This is a genomic window from Thalassotalea ganghwensis (assembly GCF_053485795.1).
Map to the genome: position 1 here is coordinate 208,215 of NZ_JBQRUM010000001.1, position 19,652 is coordinate 227,866.

The 19,652-nt window shown below is 39.7% G+C and carries 14 protein-coding genes; 3 read left to right on the forward strand and 11 right to left on the reverse strand.

Features of this window, described 5'->3' with window-relative positions; translation table 11 throughout:
- Positions 1 to 70: 70 nt before the first annotated feature.
- From ACSLUH_RS00900 to ACSLUH_RS00915, 4 genes are all read right to left on the reverse strand, one after another.
- Positions 71 to 2,245, reverse strand: a complete 2,175-nt coding sequence (locus ACSLUH_RS00900; RefSeq protein WP_448563627.1) for a malate synthase G — start codon at positions 2,243 to 2,245, stop codon at positions 71 to 73.
- A gap of 310 nt (positions 2,246 to 2,555) precedes the next feature.
- Positions 2,556 to 3,266 carry an LrgB family protein gene (locus ACSLUH_RS00905; protein ID WP_448563629.1) on the reverse strand — a complete coding sequence of 237 codons (711 nt, stop codon included), beginning with the start codon at positions 3,264 to 3,266 and terminating at the stop codon, positions 2,556 to 2,558.
- A 15-nt stretch (positions 3,267 to 3,281) separates the two neighbouring features.
- On the reverse strand, positions 3,282 to 3,680 hold the full coding sequence (locus ACSLUH_RS00910; protein WP_448563631.1) for a CidA/LrgA family protein: 399 nt from the start codon (positions 3,678 to 3,680) through the stop codon (positions 3,282 to 3,284).
- Positions 3,652 to 4,605: a LysR family transcriptional regulator gene (locus ACSLUH_RS00915; RefSeq protein ID WP_448563633.1), complete on the reverse strand. Its 954-nt coding sequence runs from the start codon at positions 4,603 to 4,605 to the stop codon at positions 3,652 to 3,654. The genes ACSLUH_RS00910 and ACSLUH_RS00915 overlap by 29 nt, the downstream gene beginning before the upstream one ends.
- Positions 4,606 to 4,854: 249 nt before the next feature.
- On the opposite strand from ACSLUH_RS00915, the gene ACSLUH_RS00920 reads away from it, so the two are divergent.
- Positions 4,855 to 6,456: an isocitrate lyase gene (locus tag ACSLUH_RS00920; protein ID WP_448563635.1), complete on the forward strand. Its 1,602-nt coding sequence runs from the start codon at positions 4,855 to 4,857 to the stop codon at positions 6,454 to 6,456.
- 77 nt (positions 6,457 to 6,533) lie between these two features.
- Here ACSLUH_RS00920 and ACSLUH_RS00925 read toward each other — a convergent pair whose 3' ends face one another.
- From ACSLUH_RS00925 to tkt, 7 genes are all read right to left on the reverse strand, one after another.
- Complete coding sequence (locus ACSLUH_RS00925) at positions 6,534 to 8,585, reverse strand: prolyl oligopeptidase family serine peptidase (RefSeq protein WP_448564006.1); 2,052 nt, start codon at positions 8,583 to 8,585, stop codon at positions 6,534 to 6,536.
- Between the two features lie 190 nt (positions 8,586 to 8,775).
- Positions 8,776 to 9,546 carry a DUF481 domain-containing protein gene (locus ACSLUH_RS00930; protein WP_448563637.1) on the reverse strand — a complete coding sequence of 257 codons (771 nt, stop codon included), beginning with the start codon at positions 9,544 to 9,546 and terminating at the stop codon, positions 8,776 to 8,778.
- Positions 9,536 to 10,366 (reverse strand): mechanosensitive ion channel domain-containing protein, encoded by an 831-nt coding sequence (locus ACSLUH_RS00935; protein WP_448563639.1) that lies wholly within the window; start codon positions 10,364 to 10,366, stop codon positions 9,536 to 9,538. The genes ACSLUH_RS00930 and ACSLUH_RS00935 overlap by 11 nt, the downstream gene beginning before the upstream one ends.
- A 129-nt stretch (positions 10,367 to 10,495) precedes the next feature.
- Complete coding sequence (gene fba, locus ACSLUH_RS00940; protein WP_448563641.1) at positions 10,496 to 11,560, reverse strand: class II fructose-bisphosphate aldolase; 1,065 nt, start codon at positions 11,558 to 11,560, stop codon at positions 10,496 to 10,498.
- 567 nt (positions 11,561 to 12,127) lie between these two features.
- Positions 12,128 to 13,303, reverse strand: coding sequence for a phosphoglycerate kinase (locus ACSLUH_RS00945; RefSeq protein ID WP_448563643.1), 1,176 nt, complete (start codon positions 13,301 to 13,303; stop codon positions 12,128 to 12,130).
- 71 nt (positions 13,304 to 13,374) lie between these two features.
- Positions 13,375 to 14,409, reverse strand: coding sequence for an erythrose-4-phosphate dehydrogenase (gene epd, locus ACSLUH_RS00950; protein ID WP_448563645.1), 1,035 nt, complete (start codon positions 14,407 to 14,409; stop codon positions 13,375 to 13,377).
- Between the two features lie 51 nt (positions 14,410 to 14,460).
- Positions 14,461 to 16,446: a transketolase gene (gene tkt, locus ACSLUH_RS00955; protein WP_448563647.1), complete on the reverse strand. Its 1,986-nt coding sequence runs from the start codon at positions 16,444 to 16,446 to the stop codon at positions 14,461 to 14,463.
- A 227-nt stretch (positions 16,447 to 16,673) separates the two neighbouring features.
- On the opposite strand from tkt, the gene ACSLUH_RS00960 reads away from it, so the two are divergent.
- Together ACSLUH_RS00960 and ACSLUH_RS00965 are read left to right on the forward strand one after the other, a co-directional pair.
- Entirely contained in the window at positions 16,674 to 19,352 is a 2,679-nt protein-coding gene (locus ACSLUH_RS00960) for a CHASE domain-containing protein (protein WP_448563649.1), read from the forward strand.
- An 89-nt stretch (positions 19,353 to 19,441) separates the two neighbouring features.
- The gene (locus ACSLUH_RS00965; protein ID WP_448563651.1) at positions 19,442 to 19,588 is read left to right on the forward strand and encodes a hypothetical protein; all 147 of its coding nucleotides are present in this window, start codon (positions 19,442 to 19,444) and stop codon (positions 19,586 to 19,588) included.
- The last annotated feature ends 64 nt before the right edge of the window (positions 19,589 to 19,652 follow it).

Sequence of the window (19,652 nt, forward strand, 5' to 3'; positions counted from 1 at the left end):
TATTGTTTTCGTGCTATTTCTTATACAAACCTGAGGCTAAATAAGTTGTTTCTTATTGGTAATGTTGCCGTTATTGATGCTGCTCTTTAAGTTTTAAACGGTAGTAATGTAATAGTGGTTCAGTATAGCCGTTGGGTTGCTCTATTCCCTGAAACACAAGTGCACAGGCCGCTTGAAAAGCAATACTTTGGTCGAAATTTGGTGACATGGCGTGGTAGTGAGTATCGTGAGCATTTTGCTCATCGACCACCTTAGCCATTTGCTTTAATACCTCAATGACTTGCTTTTCTGAACAAACGTTATGGTATAGCCAATTCGCGATATGCTGACTGGAAATCCTTAATGTTGCTCTATCTTCCATTAAGCCGATATCGTTGATGTCTGGTACTTTTGAACAACCTACCCCTTGGTCTATCCAGCGCACTACATACCCTAGAATACCTTGCGCATTATTCATTAGCTCTTTTTGAACTTCTTCAGCTGACCAACTTGGTGTCGTGGCCAACGGTAAGGTTAGCAATTGGTCTAATTGAGCTGGTTCTCGCAATTTTAGTTGCTGTTGTTGCTCTGCTACATTGACCATGTGGTAATGCAATGCGTGAAGTGTTGCAGCTGTTGGCGATGGTACCCATGCGGTATTCGCGCCAGATAGTACGTGTGCCTTTTTGCTCTCTAACATCTCTGCCATTTTATCAGGGATTGGCCACATGCCTTTACCTATTTGAGCTCGTCCACTAAAACCACAAGCTAAGCCGATATCGACATTGTTGTTTTCATATGCAGAGATCCAAGGTGTTTCTTTAATCTCAGCTTTTTTCACCATAACCCCTGCTTTCATCGAGGTGTGAATTTCATCACCAGTACGATCCAAAAAGCCGGTATTAATAAAAACAACCCTCTCTTTGGCAGCATGAATACAATTTTTAAGGTTGATGCTGGTGCGACGTTCTTCATCCATGATCCCGATTTTTATGGTATTTTTGGGTAGTGCTAATAGGGTTTCTACTTTACTAAACAATGTTGTTGCAAAGGCCACTTCTTCACTACCGTGCATTTTGGGCTTAACAATATATATTGAACCAGTTTTGCTATTGCTCAACGGTCCTTTTTTTAGTAAATCGTACATAGCGATTAGCGATGTCATGATTGCATCAACAATGCCTTCAGGAGCCCATTGACCATCTGCTAAGGTCACCATATCGTTAGTCATTAAGTGGCCAACATTACGAACAAACATGACGCTTCTTCCAGGAAGGGTGAATTCTTGATCTGACAATGTGGTAAAGGTTCTATCGTTTGCCATCGCTCGAACAAATTGCTGATCATTTTTCTCTATTTGCTCGGTTAAAATGCCTTTGTTTAATCCAAGCCAATTTCGATAAGCGATGACTTTATCGCTGGCATCTACAGCAGCAACCGAATCTTCACAATCCATAATCGTTGTCAGTGCTGACTCGATAATAACATCGCTAATATTGGCCAAGTCACTTTGTCCAATGACATGTTCTTTTTCAAAACATAGTTCGACGTGTAATTGATTATGTTTAAATAACAAGCTCTTTGGCAATGCTTTGCTACCTGTGTAACCCACACATGATTTTGGATCCTGAAGCTTAGAAGTGCTTCCATTGGCAAGAGTAACTTGTAGCTGGCCAGAACTAATATCATAATATGTGGCTTCTTTGTGGCTACCGCTGCTTAGCGGTATAAATTGATCTAAGTAATCTTTTACTTTTTCAATGACCTTAGCACCACGAGCCGGATTATAGTGTCGTCCTTTTTCAGCACCACCATTTTCGCTGATGATGTCGCTGCCATAGATGGCATCATACAAACTTCCCCAACGTGCGTTGACGGCATTGAGCGCAAATCTCGCATTCATGATTGGAACCACAAGTTGTGGACCCGCCATCGTACTGAGTTCTTTATCGACGTGATTGGTGGTTATCGTAAAATCGTCTACGACAGGTTCTAGGTAGCCAATACTGCGTAAAAACGTTTTATATTCAGTTAATTTCGTGGCTGAGTACTGATGAGTGTTATACCAATCATCTAGCTGATCTTGAAGTTGCTTTCTTTTTGCTAACAATTGCTGGTTTAATGGAGTGAGTGTTTTTATTATCTCAGCACTACCTTGCCAAAACGCATGACTGTCGATCGGTAGCTCAGCAAGCACTTCATCCTCTACAAATTGGTATAGACAATTTGCTACTTTAATCGCGCCTAAATCAGTATATTCTTGCATGAGCAGCTCCCGTTAATGCCATCACATTTAGTGTTCTTTGTAGGCAATTTAGGAGTATTTTTTCTTTGCTGCAATAGGTGGCAGTTGCGCTGCAAGTCAATTCCCCTGAATTAGTGTTGTTGTGTTTTTGTTATAGTGTTGATAATTATGAGAATTTTGCGTGTGGTTTACAGAGTATTGTCTTTGTAGATAACTATTATTCATCATATGAATGATGTGTTCGTTTTGTATAAACAATCGTGTTCTCAACGTTGAAGAGAGCTTGGTTTACTGTAGCCAGTTCGTTAGATAGCGTTATACGCAATGCGTTTTAATAGAGCCATATCATCATTTGCCGTAACCAAGGGATTAATACTGGACTAATAAAAGCGGTCAATGTCGCTGATAAGATCAACGCAAGTGAACTAAAGGCAGCATGTTGATAGCTTATTTGACTAATGGTTGCGGTACCAAGTGCATGGCTTGCAGTTCCTATAGCGAGTCCTTGTGCCTCTGGTTGTCTCACCCCTAGTTGATTTAACCACTTTACACCAAAAATTGCGCCACACAGACCCGCAATAACAATAGCTATAGCGGTTATTGCAACGTTACCGTTTAACTTTTCACTCAGAATTAATGCTATGGGGGTGGTAATAGATTTTAATGCGATAGCAACGGCAAGCCCATCATTTTGAGTAAAGTAAAAGGTTAACATATAGCCTGATATCATCGCTAAAATGCTTGCTAATAGGCTGATAATAACTATTTTCTTCCATTGTTTTTTTATCATTTCTAGGTGCTGGTATAACGGGAAGCCTAGAGTAACTACCGACAATTCGAGTAAAATGCTAAGGGGGTGGCTAGCTCGCTGATATCGTTGATAATCGATGTCGAGCAATATCAATAAAGTACCTATCGATATTATGGTGAGTAGCATTGGATTGAGTAGCGGCGTTGCTAATTTTTTTTGTAAGAGTGCAAAACATTGGTAAATACCAATAGTGGCTAAACAAGCAATGACGACATTGAAAACGAAACCCATATGCTAAACCTTTGATTAAATGAGATTTATATCGTCTTTGCGCTTTGGATTGTAGCACTTCCCAACAAAGCTTAAGATAATAAAAGTGGTGATAAAGGTGATGATGACAATTACAGCACCAAACTCGCTGATTAACTGTTGATGTTCGATAATGCCGACACCTGCAGGCACAAAGCAAACTCCCATGTGCCGTATACACCACGCGATAGTGCTTTCGAATCGTTTTGCACTTAGCCATTTAAAATGTAATGCGATAGTAAAACAAATCATGCCATAGAGGCTGGCAGGAAATCCTTGATAAAGTCCTTGCATTAAATAGCCGACCGCCAAGCAAATCGACAAGCCAGCCAATGTTACTATCACATCCGAAAATTGAGTATTACGTTTAATGTTCATCACTGCTAACACATTCATTTGCGGCTTCAATCACTAGCTGTCGAAACCAGATATGGCTTGCATCATGATGAAGTAAAGGGCTCCAGATCATTTTTAGTTCGATATCTGGAATATCAAAAGGCGGTTTTAAGATGGTGTAGTTGTTATCATCTTTATGCAGCAAAGCCGCCCGAGTTGGAAGGGTAGCGACTAAACCGTCTTCATAAGCTAGCTGCATGGCGACATGATAGTTACGGGTGAATACTTTAATATCTCTTTTTTTACCTAAACGAGATAGCGCTTCATCAACCCAACCAAGTTTTTGTACATCTTTGGGATCCATACCAACACCGACGCCAAAACCCGTTTTAGACACCCAAACATGTTTTGATGCCAGATAGCTATTTAAATTAAATTTTTCTACCACTTCATTGTCAGCGCTCAATAAACAAGAGAATGTGTCTCGCCATATGGTCTTTTGATGGAATGATTGCGGTAACTCGTCAAAACGATTAATCGCCATATCAATTTTACCTGCTTCTACATCATGAAAGTTAACGTCACTTGGGGTCATGATATCGATGGTAACATTAGGGGCAATTTTGTTAATTTTACGCAATAACGTTGGTAAAAGAGTCGAAGCGGCATAATCACTGGCCATTAATCTAAAGACACGGTGGCTTTTATCGACATTAAATTCTTCTTCGCCTTGTAGAGCTTCTTCTAACTCAAGGAGAATCTTGCGGATAGTGGGGGCTAGCGCACGGGCCCGTTCGGTGGGGGCCATTCCATCAGAGGTTCTGACTAATATGGGATCATTGAACAAGGTTCTCAATCGCTTCAAGCCATTACTCATTGCTGGTTGGGTAATGCTTAACTGACTTGCAGCCCGCGTTACATTTTTTTCTCGTAACAATACATCAAAATATATCAGCAGGTTTAGGTCTATTTTAGAAATATTCATGACATTAATATTTTATAGTTTACTCATAAAAGTAATTTATGTCATGACTAACGGAATAAATCAAGTATCAGTTTGTCTCGATAAAAAATCATAATAATCAGTAGATTACTAACTACCATTAGCCTTTATTGATTTTATGAATGATGATGATAATAAATATATATTTTATTAATATTCTCGCGCTGGCTTAGTATCTTATCAAAGCAAAAACGAAACAGTTGTGCAAAATAAACGAGTGGAGAACATATCATGAGCCTTTATCACCAAGAGATTGACCAATTATCAAGTCAGCTAAAACAACAGCCAACGTGGCAGTCTATCAATGCAGAGTCTGTTGCTCGCATGCGCTTACAAAACCAATTTAAAACCGGGTTGGATATCGCTCGTTATACCGCTGCAATTATGCGTCGTGATATGGAAGCTTATGATAAAGATCCAAGTTTATATACACAATCACTTGGTTGTTGGCATGGTTTTATTGGTCAACAAAAGATGATTTCTATTAAGAAGCACTTTGAAAATACTGATCGTCGTTATCTGTATCTTTCAGGTTGGATGGTCGCAGCGTTACGCTCTGAGTTTGGACCTTTACCTGATCAATCAATGCATGAAAAAACCTCGGTAGCGGCGCTTATTAAAGAGCTATACACGTTTTTGCGTCAAGCCGATGCTCGTGAGCTAGGTGGCTTTTTCCGGGAGTTAGATGCTGCTCAAGCACAAAATGATCAAGCGAAAGTGCGTGAAGTGCAAGCTAAGATTGATAATCATAAAACCCATGTTGTGCCAATCATTGCCGATATTGATGCAGGGTTTGGTAATGCTGAAGCCACTTATTTAATGGCTAAACAAATGATTGAAGCAGGAGCTTGTTGTATTCAAATTGAAAACCAAGTGTCTGATGAGAAACAATGTGGACATCAAGATGGTAAAGTTACGGTACCGCATCAAGATTTTCTCGCCAAAATTAATGCTGTGCGTTATGCATTCATGGAGTTAGGTGTTGATGATGGTGTGATTGTTGCGCGTACAGATTCGCTTGGTGCTGGTTTGACCAAACAAATCGCAGTAAGTCAAACACCAGGCGATTTAGGCGACCAATATAACGCGTTTTTAGATTGTGAAGAAGTTTCCGCTGACCAGTTAGCTAATGGTGACGTAGTGATTAAGCAAGACGGCAAGCTAGTACGTCCAAAACGCCTAGCCAGTAATCTCTTTCAATTTAAAGCGGGAACTGGCGAAGCAAGATGTGTGCTCGATTGTATAACCTCGTTGCAAAATGGTGCCGACCTTATTTGGATTGAAACAGAAAAGCCTCACATTGGACAAATCGGCGCAATGGTTGATGAAATCCGTAAAGTAGTTCCTAACGCTAAGTTGGTGTACAACAATTCACCTTCATTTAACTGGACCTTGAATTTCAGACAACAAGAATTTGATGCAATGGTAGAAGCGGGTGAAGATGTATCAGCGTATCAACGAGATAGATTAATGAGTGCTGAATATGACCAAACAGAGCTTGCATTGCGTGCTGACGAAAAAATTCGCACATTCCAGCAAGATGCAGCGAAGCAAGCGGGAATTTTCCATCATTTAATAACCTTACCAACTTATCATACGGCGGCACTTTCAACAGATAATTTGGCGAAAGAGTACTTTGGTGAACAAGCGATGCTTGGCTATGTTAAAAATGTTCAACGTCAGGAAATACGTCAAGGTATTGCCTGTGTCAAACATCAAAATATGGCCGGCTCAGATATAGGTGATGATCATAAAGAATACTTTGCAGGTGAAGCAGCATTAAAAGCAGCGGGTAAAGATAACACCATGAATCAGTTTGCAAACGTTTCTTAATTAATATCAATGTAAAACCAATGAAAAAGCCAGTGCGATTAGCACAGGCTTTTTTTATCAGTACCCTTTATGGAGGGTTATGGAGCAAGTTGTTGTAACAAGTAAATATAGTTCATTGCTGCGATTTCTGCGGATTGATTAATATCTGCAGCGCCAGCGTGACCACCTTCGATGTTTTCATAATAGAGCACGTCATAACCCATGTTTTCCATTTTGGCGACCATCTTTCTGGCATGGCCTGGATGAACGCGATCATCTCGGGTAGAACTCGTAAAGAATACTTTCGGGTAGTTTTGATCTCTTTTGACATTTTGATAAGGAGAGTATTTCTTAATAAACTCCCAGTCGCTCTCGGTATCAGGGTTACCATATTCACCCATCCAACTGGCACCTGCGAGTAGCTTGTTAAAGCGTTTCATATCAAGTAATGGTACTTGGCAAATAACTGCATTGTATAGCTCTGGACGACGAGTGAAAGCGGCACCTACTAGTAGACCACCGTTACTGCCACCTTGAATGCCAAGGTGTTTACTTGAGGTGATTTTTCTCGCAATGAGATCTTCTGCAATCGCTTCAAAATCCTCATATGAGCGCTGTTTATTCTCTTTTAATGCGGCTTGATGCCAGCGTGGACCATACTCGCCACCACCACGAATATTTGAAAGAACATAAACGCCGCCTTGCTCTAACCAATTTAAACCAACCGTATTGGAGTAATATGGTGTCATGTTTACTTCAAAACCACCGTAACCATATAATAATGTTGGGTTTTTACCATTAAGTTCGAGGTCTTTTTGACTAACAACAAAGTAGGGAACCATAGTGCCGTCTTTGGATTTAGCCATATACTGTTTAAAGGTATATTTTGAGGTATCAAACTTAGCAGGCTTTGCTTTTAATAGCGTAACCGCTAACGTTTTGGCATTAACCTCATTAACGCCTGATGGTGTTAAAAAGTCTGTGTAGGATGCAAAAAACTCATCACTTTCTGTACTCATATTGTAAGCAGAGATAGTGCCACTTTCTGGAAATGCAATAGTTGTTTCTTGCCAGTGATTGTCTTTGTCTAAGTGATAACGAACGAGACGGTTTTTGACGTTGTCTAACCAGTTCACGATCAAAAATGACTTTGTCATACCAAAGCTTTCAATGGCTGCGGTTTCTGTTGGCTCTACGAAGGTTTTTAAGGTGAAATCACCTGATGCAAAATCGGCAAAATCAGTATAAACAATGCTGCCTTGAGGATAGGTTTTGCCTTTATGTTGCCAGTCACTTTTTAACTCAATAAAAGCATTTTCCTTGTAAATACCTTTAAAGCTAGCATCCTGTGGTAGTGGCAATAATATTTTGTTGCCATCCTGATAAAGGTATATTTGTCTTGTGTAAAAGCTTAGGCTGTCATAAACCATATGGTAAAGGGTTTCATCATCACGGGTAGTATAGCCGCCGATGCTAACTGAGGATTTGTCACCTTGGTATACTAACTGAGCTTCGGTTAAGTCTGTGCCACGACGCCATAATTTAACTTTGCGTGGATAGCCTGAATCAGTCATGCTTTGACCATCGCCAAAATCGGTAGCAACCCAGATGGTATCCTTATCAAACCATGAGACACTATTTTTTGCTTCTTTTAGAAAGAAACCGTCTTTAATAAATGCTTTCTTATTAAGATCAAATTCACGAACTTCGGTCGCGTCCGCTCCCCCGCGAGACAACGAGACAAGACAGCGCTGATAAGCAGGGTAGTGACATCTCATCCCTTTATAAACCCAGTTTACCCCTTCGTCACGACTGAGTGCATCGATATCTAGAATGGTTTCCCATCTCGGATCAGCTTTTTTATATTCTTCGAGGGTAGTGCGACGATAAAGCCCTCTAACGTGTTGATCGTCTTTCCAAAAGTTATAGTAGAAATCACCTCGTTTACTCACGCTGGGGATACGAGTTTTATCTTTATATAAGTCGATAACATTGTTTTTTAATTGTTCGAATTTTGGATGTGCTTTAAATGTTTTAATGGCTTTTGCGTTTTTGCTTTCTACCCAGGTTAGCTGTTGTTCACCTTCAACATTTTCTAACCATAGGTAAGGATCAGATTCAAATGAATAAGCTGGTGAGCCAAAGAGCATGACAAGAGACGCAAGCCCTAGAATTAATGGTTTCATATTATTCCTTGGTAATTTCGACGTTAGCAAACTATAGCTAATCGCGATAAATGTCAAAATGATGTTAATTAAAATGCGATGAACTGCACTTTTTGCGGTATGAATAAAAAAGCCACACTTGAGGGTGTGGCTTTTTCAAATATAGTAGATTCAATTAAAAGCTATAGACTAGGGTTATTGCTGTTTGTGTATCTGTGTTTTCAACATCTTGCTCAACTTCCGTGTTATGGTCGATGATCAAGCTAAACTTAAGTTGTAAAGTTTGAATTAACTTTGTCGTAATTGACGTTTCAGAGCGATACTTGCTATTTTCACCACTTTTCGGTGCATATTTAACCGTGAGCGATTGTTTAAAATCAACGTGCTCATTAATCTTTCTCAAATACAGGGCTTGTGCTTGAACAATAAAAGCTGATTTAGTTTCACTTGGCTCTGTTTCTGTCGCTTCAATAACGTCACGTTTGTAACCCGGTCCAATATCGGCAAAAAATGACGCGACTTCAGTTTTATACCATTCACGACCCCATCCAAAAGAAATTGAGCTTTGGTTGTCGAAACCACTAAAGCGGCTGTCTTCATAAAATACGTCACCGTAAACATAGCTTTTAGTATCTGTGTTTAAGGTATAGTTAGTTTTAGAGCCAACTGTCCATTTTTGATCGGTGGTTTCTAAATTCATTTCACCAGCATCATTTTCAACTTCTGTTTTTTTGACCAGCAAGTCAACGGTAAATGTTGAGCGCCACAAGTCTTTTTCATATTTGAAGTCATATCCAGCTTTAATGTCAGCACTTTTTGTGTTGCCTGTTTTATATAAAAATCCTAACTCTGCAGAAGAAGTATAAGGAGAAGTCGGCTTGGCTTCTTCAGCTTGGCTTAAAAATGGCGTGCAGCATAAGGCTAAAAGGGCAATATTACGATTCATTTGTATTCTCTTGATTTACGTGAACAGATAGTTGTGGGAATGGTATTTCAATACCAGCATTGTCGAGCTCTACTTTGATATTTTGCATTAAATCAAAATAGACTGGCCAATAGTCCTCGGTTTTGACCCATGGGCGAACAACAAAATTAACTGAACTGTCTGCCAGCTCGCTAACGCCAACCGTGATAGGTTCATCTTTTAAGACAAGTTCATGCGCTTTGACAACATCAGTTAGCAACGCTTTTGTTTTCGCTAAATCAGCTTCGTAACTTACGCCAATAATTAAATCGATACGTCGTGTCGGCTTGGCTGAATAATTGGTGATGGTACCACTGGTTATCGCGCCATTAGGAATGATAACGGTTTTATTATCACCAGTTCTAAGCGTTGTTGAGAAGATGTGAATTTCTTCAACGATACCAGCCGTCCCTGCAACTTCAACAAAGTTACCTGCTTTAAATGGCTTAAAGGTGATGAGTAAAATACCTGAAGCAAAATTAGATAAAGAGCCCTGCAATGCTAAACCTATCGCTAAACCTGCCGCACCAACTATTGCAACCAGTGATGAGGTATTGAAGCCGAGGTGAGAGATCGCCACGATAAAAGTGACAACCATCAAAATACCGTATATCAGGCTTGATAAAAAGCTAACGACGGTTTTATCAAATTCTTTTTTGATGAGAATTTTTTGCGTTGCTTTACTGATAAGTTTGGCAACAACTTTACCGACAAATAATATGACTAATGCAATTAAAAATTGAAGTCCATATTGCAGCAACAAGTCTTGATTGTTGGTAAACCAATTAATGATAGTTTCCATGGGTACTCTCCTAATTTTTTTGCAAAATTATAGTCAAAATACGTGGTGAAACCTATAGAAAATCAAGTTTTGGATAAAAAAAAAGAGCCTAAGCTCTTTTTTTACTAATTGTTAACATAACGCTATTAGTTATTTTACAACGGCTTTTAATTCACCTTTTTCATACAAACTGAACATCGTGTCCAATGAAATAGGCTTAATTTTGCTTGCGTTACCCGCAGTTTCAAATGCTTCATAGCGGGCTTTACAAATATCGTACATTGCTTGGGTAGACATTTTTAAGTATTTACGTGGATCAAATTCACTTGGGTTGTGTGCTAAAAAGCGACGAATAGCCCCTGTTGATGCTAAACGTAAATCGGTATCAATATTAATTTTACGAACACCATTTTTAATACCTTCTTGAATTTGTTCAACAGGTACACCATAGGTTTCAGGAATTTCGCCACCGAATTCGTTAATTACTTGCAACCAATCTTGTGGCACTGATGAAGAGCCGTGCATAACTAAATGGGTGTTAGGAATACGAGTATGGATTGCCTTGATACGATCGATAGCTAAGATATCACCTGTTGGTGGACGGGTGAACTTATAGGCTCCGTGAGAAGTACCACAGGCAATAGCAAGTGCATCTACTTGTGTTTTCTTAACGAAATCTGCTGCTTCTTCAGGGTCAGTTAACAATTGCTCTGCCGTTAATACGCCTTCCGCGCCAACGCCATCTTCTTCACCAGCCATACCAGTTTCAAGTGAACCTAAACAACCTAACTCACCTTCAACGGAAACACCACAGGCGTGTGCCATTTCTACCGTACGTCTGGTCACGTCAACGTTATACTCATAGCTTGCTGGAGTTTTACCATCGTCCATCAGAGAACCGTCCATCATCACCGATGAAAAACCTAACTGGATTGAACGTTGGCAAACACTGGGTGACGTGCCGTGATCTTGATGCATCACCACGGGAATATGAGGAAACTCTTCAATTGCCGCTAAAATCAAGTGACGTAAAAATGGCGCGCCAGCGTAACTTCTCGCACCAGCTGACGCTTGAAGAATCACTGGGCTGTCAGTGTCATTGGCGGCAAGCATAATCGCTCTAACTTGCTCTAAGTTATTGACATTAAAAGCGGGTATACCGTATCCATGCTCAGCGGCGTGATCTAACATTTGGCGCATAGAAACTAAAGCCATGACGTACTCCTGAAGTTGCGTTTAATAAAAAGTGGTCTCTTTAACTTTCAAAATGAAACTTAATAGGTTTCGTATCGCAAATTATATCAGAAAAAATTTGGCCTTTGCACTGTCAATTTTTATAAAAATAATCCCATAAAAACAAATAAATAGGATGCGTCCCCGTTTGTTATAAAATTACTAAAATATAGGTGAATAATTAGCTGATGTCAGGGTTTTATGATGATAATGAGGTAATTTAACTACATTGTGCTTATTGTTCTGCCTATATCCCCTAAGATTGATTGCATTTCGAAACATCGATAACCTCAACTGCGGGTAGTAAATAGGGATCTAACCGTTATTTTCGTCACTTTATCCCTTCGGGCAATGGTTAGTTTTACTGCTAGCGACAATAGCTAAAAAATTAGAGCTTTATCAAAACCTAAAGCTAGATAATTTTATAAAATGGTTTGTTTGAGTACCGATGAAGATGATAAGTGACAGATTGGTGTAAGAAGAGGTATTTTGTCTGAACTGCCAAGTTTTAACATTGCGAAAAAACTTGGCAAATATCTTGGGTGAGGGTTATTGTCCGCGCTGCTCTAAAATTTCAACAGCTGGAAGTTTTTTCCCTTCTAAGAATTCTAAAAATGCACCACCACCCGTAGAAATATAAGACACTTTATCGGCGATTTGATATTTATCAACCGCAGCTAATGTATCGCCACCACCTGCGATTGAAAACGCTTTACTGTTTGCAATTGCGTTTGCAATGATCTCAGTGCCTTTACCAAACTGGTCAAATTCAAAAACACCGACAGGGCCATTCCAAACGATGGTGCCAGCATTGGCAATAATTTCAGCAAGTGCATTGGCAGAATCTGGACCAATATCAAATATCATATCCTCGTCGGTAACTTGTGATACTGGTTTTAATGTTGCCTCGGCATGTTCAGAAAACACTGTTCCAGTCACCACATCTGTCGGAACTGGAATATTACCATTGTTCGCTTGAGCTTGTTTGGTTAACCGATTAGCTTCATCGATTAGGTCTTCTTCATAAAGAGACTTTCCAACGTTATAACCGGCAGCAGCAATAAAGGTATTGGCAATACCGCCACCGACAACTAATTGATCAACGACCTTAGCTAAAGAGTCAAGTACGGTAAGTTTAGTGGATACTTTGGAACCACCAACAATAGCAACTAATGGACGAGCTGGATTATCAAGTGCCTTACCTAAAGCCTCTAATTCCCCTGCTAATAACGGACCTGCACAGGCAATAGGGGCATATTTAGCAACGCCATGAGTACTTGCTTGCGCACGATGAGCCGTGCCAAATGCATCCATCACAAATACATCGCAAAGTGAGGCGAGTTTTTGCGAAAGTACATCATCATTTTTCTTTTCACCGACATTGAATCTGATGTTTTCGAATACCACCAGTTCACCTGCACTTACATCAACACCATCAAGGTAGTTAGGTGCCAATCTTACAGGGTAATCTAATGCTTCAGTTAAATAATCAACAACAGGCTGTAAAGAAAATTCACTATTATATTCACCTTCAGTAGGGCGACCTAAGTGAGACATTACCATTACTTTCGCGCCCGCATCTAAGGCTAGTTTTATCGTTGGTAATGCAGCTTTTAATCGCGCATCTGAACTAACTTTGCCATCTTTTACTGGGACGTTTAAGTCTTCTCGAATTAATACACGTTGCTCTTTTAGAGCTAAATCAGTCATTTTGATTACAGACATGTTGTTTTCCTGTCATCTAAAGTCAATTAAAGTTTGTTTACCGTTTAGTGCTTATTAAAAAACGCTAAACATTATTGTTTGTTAGCCTCATGGCTTAATTGTTGAGCCATTAATTTCGCCGTATCTAGCATACGATTTGCAAACCCCCATTCGTTATCACACCAGACCAACATCTTTAGTAGCCTTTTGTGGCTGACTCGGGTTTGGTTGCCGTCAACGATGCATGAATGTGGATCATGGTTAAAATCAATCGAAACCAATGGCTCTTCGGTATATCCAAGTATGCCTTGTAAGCCATTAGATTGTGCGGCAATGATAGCTTGATTGACATCTTTGATATTCACGTCGCTAGCTACCGTTAAACTTAAGTCCATTGCAGTAACATTGACGGTCGGTACGCGAACCGCGATGGCCTCAAAGCGACCACTAAATTTTGGCAAAATTCGCTCGATACCAATGGCGAGTTTAGTGTCAACAGGGATAATTGATTGACTGGCGGCTCGAGTTCTTCGTAAATCACTATGGTAAGCGTCGATAACTTGCTGATCATGCATACTAGAATGGATGGTGGTAATACTGCCACTTTCAACACCAAACGCATCATCGATAGTTTTAATAACGGGGACGATGCAATTTGTCGTGCAAGAACCATTACTGACAATCAAGTCACTGGCTAATAGCTCGGAATGATTAACACCATAGATAATCGTATTATCAACGTCTTGCTCTCCAGGTTGTGATAGCAATACGCGTTTAGCGCCAGCCTCTAAATGAGGCGTATTTTCGGCTCTACTGCCATAAGCACCTGTACAATCAAGAACAATATCGACATGATGTTGTTTCCACGGTAGCTTTTCAATATCACGTTGATGACTCAAAGCAATTTTGTCACCCGCAATCATCAAGGCATCATTTGCTAGTTGAACATCAAAAGCGAATCGGCCATGAGTTGTATCATACTTTAATAAGTGAGCAATACCTTTAGGATCCGCTAACTCATTAATTGCAACTAATTTTAACGTACTTTGGTCGGCATTTTCGTACAACGCTCTTGCGATGCTTCTACCAATGCGGCCAAAACCGTTGATGGCGATATTTATTGGCATAGTTAAATCGTGTTATTAGCAAAACGCCACGGCTAGCGTGGCGTATTGTCTTTAACCTAGGCTGTTTACGGTTTCTACGATATTACTTACCGTAAAACCAAAATGTTCAAATAAAGTGTTCCCTGGCGCTGACTCGCCAAAAGTTGTCATGCCGACAACCTTGCCAGCAAAGCCAACGTATTTGTACCAGAAGTCTACATGAGCTGCTTCGATTGCAACGCGTTTTGTTACCTTAGACGGCAACACCGCTTCTTTGTATTCAGCGCTTTGTACATCAAAAATATTGGTTGATGGCATTGAAACAACGCGCACCTTGTTACCTAGTTGTTCGGCAGCCTGTAAGGCTAGTGACACTTCAGAACCTGTCGCAATTAAGATAACCTCTGGAGTTCCTTCGCTGTCCTTTAAGATATAACCACCTTTAGCGATATCTTGTACTTGCTCAGATGTACGAGCAAGCGCAGGTAAACCTTGGCGTGAAAACACTAATGAGGTAGGCGCTTTTTGTCTTTGAACAGCATTTTTCCATGCTACCGCAGATTCAGTAGCATCAGCTGGACGCCAGGTTACCATGTTAGGTGTTGTGCGCAAATTTGTTAATTGTTCAATTGGTTGATGGGTCGGCCCATCTTCACCTTGTCCAATTGAATCATGGGTGTAAACAAAAATATTTTGAATACCCATCAATGCTGACATCCGAACGGCATTACGTGCATATTCCATAAACATCATAAAAGTAGCACCGTAATTGATAAAGCCACCATGCAATGAAATACCATTCATGATGCCACTCATACCAAACTCACGCACACCATAGAAGATGTAGTTACCCGCAGGATCGGTTTCAATACCTTTTGAACCCGACCACAAGGTTAAGTTTGAACCTGCTAAATCGGCAGAGCCACCCATAAGTTCAGGTAATAATTTACCAAACGCTTCAATCGTATTTTGTGAGGCTTTGCGTGAGGCTATATTCTCACTCTTTTCCTGACATTCTTGAATAAATGCATTGGCCTTTGCTTCAAATTCAGCAGGCAATTCACCTTTAATAACACGACGTTCAAATTCTGCCGCTAATGCTGGGTGGGCTGCTTTGTATGCATCAAACTTCTCATTCCAGCTTTGCTGTGCAGATTGACCTTTTGCTTTTTGGTCCCATTGAGAGTAAATGTCATTTGGTACGTCAAATGGTGCATGTGGCCATTGCAAAAATTCACGAGCCGCACTTATTTCTTCTTCACCTAGCGGCGCGCCATGGCAGTCATGACTACCTGATTTGTTTGGTGAACCAAAGCCAATGATCGTTTTACAACAAATCATACTTGGCTTATCTGTTACCGATTTAGCGTCGTTAATTGCATCTATGATTGCTTGTGGGTCGTGACCGTCTACGTCACTAATTACATGCCAGCCGTACGCTTTGAAGCGCTCAGGGGTATTATCAGTAAACCAACCTTCAACTTCACCATCGATTGAAATACCGTTATCATCCCAAAAAGCAATCAATTTACCTAAACCTAGTGTGCCAGCTAATGAACATGCTTCATGAGAGATACCTTCCATTAAACAACCGTCACCTAAGAAACAGTAAGTGAAGTGATCAACGATATCATGATTGTCGCGATTAAACTGCGCTGCTAATGTTTTCTCTGCAATTGCCATCCCAACAGCATTAGAAATACCTGCACCTAATGGGCCAGTTGTCGTTTCTACGCCTGGTGTGTAACCATATTCAGGGTGACCGGGTGTTTTTGAGTGTAGCTGACGGAAATTCTTTAGCTCTTCAATAGGTAAATCATAGCCAGTTAAATGAAGTAAGGAATAAATTAACATTGAGCCATGGCCGTTTGAGAGGATAAAGCGATCTCTGTCTACCCATGTTGGATCGGTTGGGTTGTGCTTGAGAAAGTCTCTCCATAATACTTCAGCAATGTCAGCCATACCCATAGGTGCTCCCGGATGACCAGACTTTGCTTTTTGGACAGCATCCATACTAAGTACACGAATAGCATTGGCGAGTTGTTGACGCGACGGCATAATAGCTCCAGTTAATTTTTTAGATAGTTCTACGAGGGTGAAAATAGTGCGTATTTTCGCCTAGGCTCCGATTAACTGCAAATGTTATTACGCTATTTATTATATTTTATTGAAAAGTCACCGTTATTGACGACATTAATGACGCAACCTTCTTGGTGTTATTACTGCTTTTCTATATAGTAACGGTAATAACATCGATTAATTTTGATAATAATGACAGGGGACTCATGGCTGGTAAGGTCAAAGTGTTTTTATATTCAGGGATAATATTTCTTGTCATTTGTGCATTGGTCGCTTACACAATCAAGCCTTTTTCGTTAATCAATTTTGTTGGTACGACGTTAGGGGTAATGTCGGTTTTAATGCTCATTTTTGGCAGTTTTGCATTGTTGAGTGTGAGTTTTTTCTCGGTATTGCTAAATATTCTCTTGTACGTTGGCGGGCAGATTTATGTACCGTTATCCATTCTGTTGATTGTTATCCTCGCAGGTATTTTGCAAGCGTTTTGGGTTAAGCAACTTACTTATCAATTGCTCTCTGAACAGCGTTGGATAACGAGTAGAGCACAGTTACTTGCGTTTATCCTAAGAGTTGGCCCTTTTGGTGCGTTGGTAGCCGCAATTACCGGCGCTATTGTGACCATTTTAGATAATGCTTCTTTTGATGTTTCAATTGGCTATGCACTTTTAACATCTTGGTGTGCTAGCTTATTAGTGAGTATATTTTTAGCACCATGGCTACTTTTTTCCACCAAAAAGCACAAACTCAGCCAATCGAAAAGCGCTTTCGTTACCTTAGCGTCGATATTAGGCTGTATTGCTATCGCAATTCTTTTTAAAATTTCTCAGCAGCAACATCAACATTACCGTCAAGATAAATTCAATATCGCTGAACAAGCTTTTGAAACCGTATTAACAAAAGAGCTGACTAAGGTGTCGACACAAATTAATGCATTAGCGGCCTACTTTAATAGTTCTGAGCAAGTAGATTTTCAAGAGTTTCAACGCTTTTCCGAGCAGGTATTCCAACCAAACTCCATTTTACAAAATGTGCAGTGGGCACCGGTGGTTTGGGCTAAATATAGAAAAGCGTTTGAAAAACACGGAACTGAGCAATTTAATAAAGATTATCTGGTTTACAGTGCTAATCATCAGTTAAATATTGAGCAATCTCAATTTGCCCCGCTAATTCCAACGCTATATGTGTATCCGGAACACTTTAGCGGCGTTTCTTTTGGTTTTGATTTTTATGCCCATACCGAAATATCGCCTGCAATTTATCAAGCGATGAACAATGGCAGTGTTTCAGCAACCGCCCCTTTTTCATTTAATCAAAGTAATGAATTAGAGCCAATCGTTCTTGTTTTAAAAGGTATTACTACTAAAAAAGTTAACCCTTTTGGTGCTTTGAAAACACCTATGGATAATGAGTTTTTTGGATTTGTGGTTGGCATAATCGATGTTAGTCAATTAATTAATCAGCTTAATGATATCGCACGATTACACCAAGTTAGTTTTAGTCTTGTTGATGAAAGTGACACCAGCACTTATTTAATCACCGATAAATCGATTGCAACGCACAATAGATTGGTAATCGATAAGTCGATTCAGGTGTTTGATCGCACCTGGCAACTTGTTGTCGCAGAGCAGTCGGCTTGGCTTTCACAGGATAAACATTGGCAAACTTGGGTCATGCTAATCGGCGTGACACTCGGCGGTAGCATTTTTCAGTTATTGCTACTAATGATGGCAGCTTATTCAATAGAATTAACAGAGAAGGTATCAGAAAAAACCAAAGAGTTGTTAAGAGTTAATGAATTATCAGAGAAAGAAAACCAATCGAAGGCACAATTTTTACAAACGTTAGCGATTGAACTGAGTCAACCGATCAATCAGGTTGAACAAATTGCAGATAAAGTGAAGGAAGCAGGGCGTGACTTACAGCCAATAGAGAGTAGTGCTTTTATTAAAGTGGCAGAACAGCTTAAGGCAATTCTAAGCAGTGTCAGTGATTTATCAACGATAGAAAGCCGAATAGTCAATAACGAAAACCAGTATTTTGACTTTTCATTATTTTTAATTGATATCGAGAAAAAGATACAAAAAGCGACTGAGCATTTAGATTGTAAAGTAAAGTTTTTGTTTGATTGTGAATTACCTCAGCATATTAATACGGATAAGAATAAATTAGAAAAGCTACTGTTAGCTTTGAGTGATAATATCTTATTGTTATTTTCTGACACAGATGTTCAGATTTCAGTGAAAGCACATTATCACAAAGATCATGCGACGTTATTTTTTACCTGCAGCGCATTAAAAGATAGCAATGAAATGGTGATCAATGATTGGTTAGATCGAGATATTGGAAACTTCAGTACGAGTATGGCATTGGCCACAGAGTTGTTAAATGTACTCGGAGGGAATATTAAAATGACTATGGTGCCTTCTGGCAGTGTAGTGATGACGATATCAATTCCTATTACAATAAATCGCCAAGCGCCTAGTTTTCACAGTGTCAATGAAAATGCCATATATAAAGGTGATTCAAGTTGGAATGTTTTGTTGATTGAAGAACCATTATCAACTAATTTCGAAATTACCCCGCTACTATTAGGCCTTGGTTGCCAAGTTGAAATTATCGACGATCATACTGAACTTGAAGACATTATTGATAATGTCCCTTACGACTTTATCGTTATTGATAACATCACATCGCTACCTTTTGTTCAAACGTTAAAGAGGTTGCTCAGTACCCGTGAAAATAGAAAAGTTATAGGCTTTTATCGAGGAATTGAATACCGCCAGTTGGACGAACAATACACCGGATATTTGGCGCAATGTTTGTTTTATCCAATCAGTGAAGACAACTTAAAAGCCGTTATAAATGAGTCAGTAACAAAACAATGATATATTCAGCGCTAAGGTATTGAAAGTTTTGTCCTTATAAGGTAGTGTCTTCACGTTATATTAATAACAATAAAGCAACTGGAAATACCATGAATAGATCGTCTTCGCGAGGAATAAAGCTGACGACGGTAATATTAGCTGTTGTTATATTAGCACTGTCAGCGTTATGGAGTAGTAATGCAACTGCGGAAAACATGGATGTAACAAAAATAAAAAAAGAAAATGTTATTTTTTAAGACTGTTAAAGGCCTCAATTCTTAGAGGCCTTTTTATTTTCTTTCACATTCTCCTTTTATCGAC

Excerpts from the sequence above, each read along its gene's own strand:
- ACSLUH_RS00910 (WP_448563631.1), bottom strand. The coding sequence starts at position 3,680 with ATGAATGTGTTAGCAGTGATGAACATTAAACGTAATACTCAATTTTCG.
- tkt (WP_448563647.1), bottom strand. The coding sequence starts at position 16,446 with ATGCCGTCGCGTCAACAACTCGCCAATGCTATTCGTGTACTTAGTATG.
- ACSLUH_RS00960 (WP_448563649.1), top strand. The coding sequence starts at position 16,674 with ATGGCTGGTAAGGTCAAAGTGTTTTTATATTCAGGGATAATATTTCTT.
- ACSLUH_RS00965 (WP_448563651.1), top strand. The coding sequence starts at position 19,442 with ATGAATAGATCGTCTTCGCGAGGAATAAAGCTGACGACGGTAATATTA.
- ACSLUH_RS00930 (WP_448563637.1), bottom strand. The coding sequence starts at position 9,546 with ATGAATCGTAATATTGCCCTTTTAGCCTTATGCTGCACGCCATTTTTA.
- ACSLUH_RS00900 (WP_448563627.1), bottom strand. The coding sequence starts at position 2,245 with ATGCAAGAATATACTGATTTAGGCGCGATTAAAGTAGCAAATTGTCTA.
- ACSLUH_RS00915 (WP_448563633.1), bottom strand. The coding sequence starts at position 4,605 with ATGAATATTTCTAAAATAGACCTAAACCTGCTGATATATTTTGATGTA.
- ACSLUH_RS00935 (WP_448563639.1), bottom strand. The coding sequence starts at position 10,366 with ATGGAAACTATCATTAATTGGTTTACCAACAATCAAGACTTGTTGCTG.
- ACSLUH_RS00945 (WP_448563643.1), bottom strand. The coding sequence starts at position 13,303 with ATGTCTGTAATCAAAATGACTGATTTAGCTCTAAAAGAGCAACGTGTA.
- ACSLUH_RS00920 (WP_448563635.1), top strand. The coding sequence starts at position 4,855 with ATGAGCCTTTATCACCAAGAGATTGACCAATTATCAAGTCAGCTAAAA.
- epd (WP_448563645.1), bottom strand. The coding sequence starts at position 14,409 with ATGCCAATAAATATCGCCATCAACGGTTTTGGCCGCATTGGTAGAAGC.
- fba (WP_448563641.1), bottom strand. The coding sequence starts at position 11,560 with ATGGCTTTAGTTTCTATGCGCCAAATGTTAGATCACGCCGCTGAGCAT.
- ACSLUH_RS00925 (WP_448564006.1), bottom strand. The coding sequence starts at position 8,585 with ATGCTCTTTGGCTCACCAGCTTATTCATTTGAATCTGATCCTTACCTA.
- ACSLUH_RS00905 (WP_448563629.1), bottom strand. The coding sequence starts at position 3,266 with ATGGGTTTCGTTTTCAATGTCGTCATTGCTTGTTTAGCCACTATTGGT.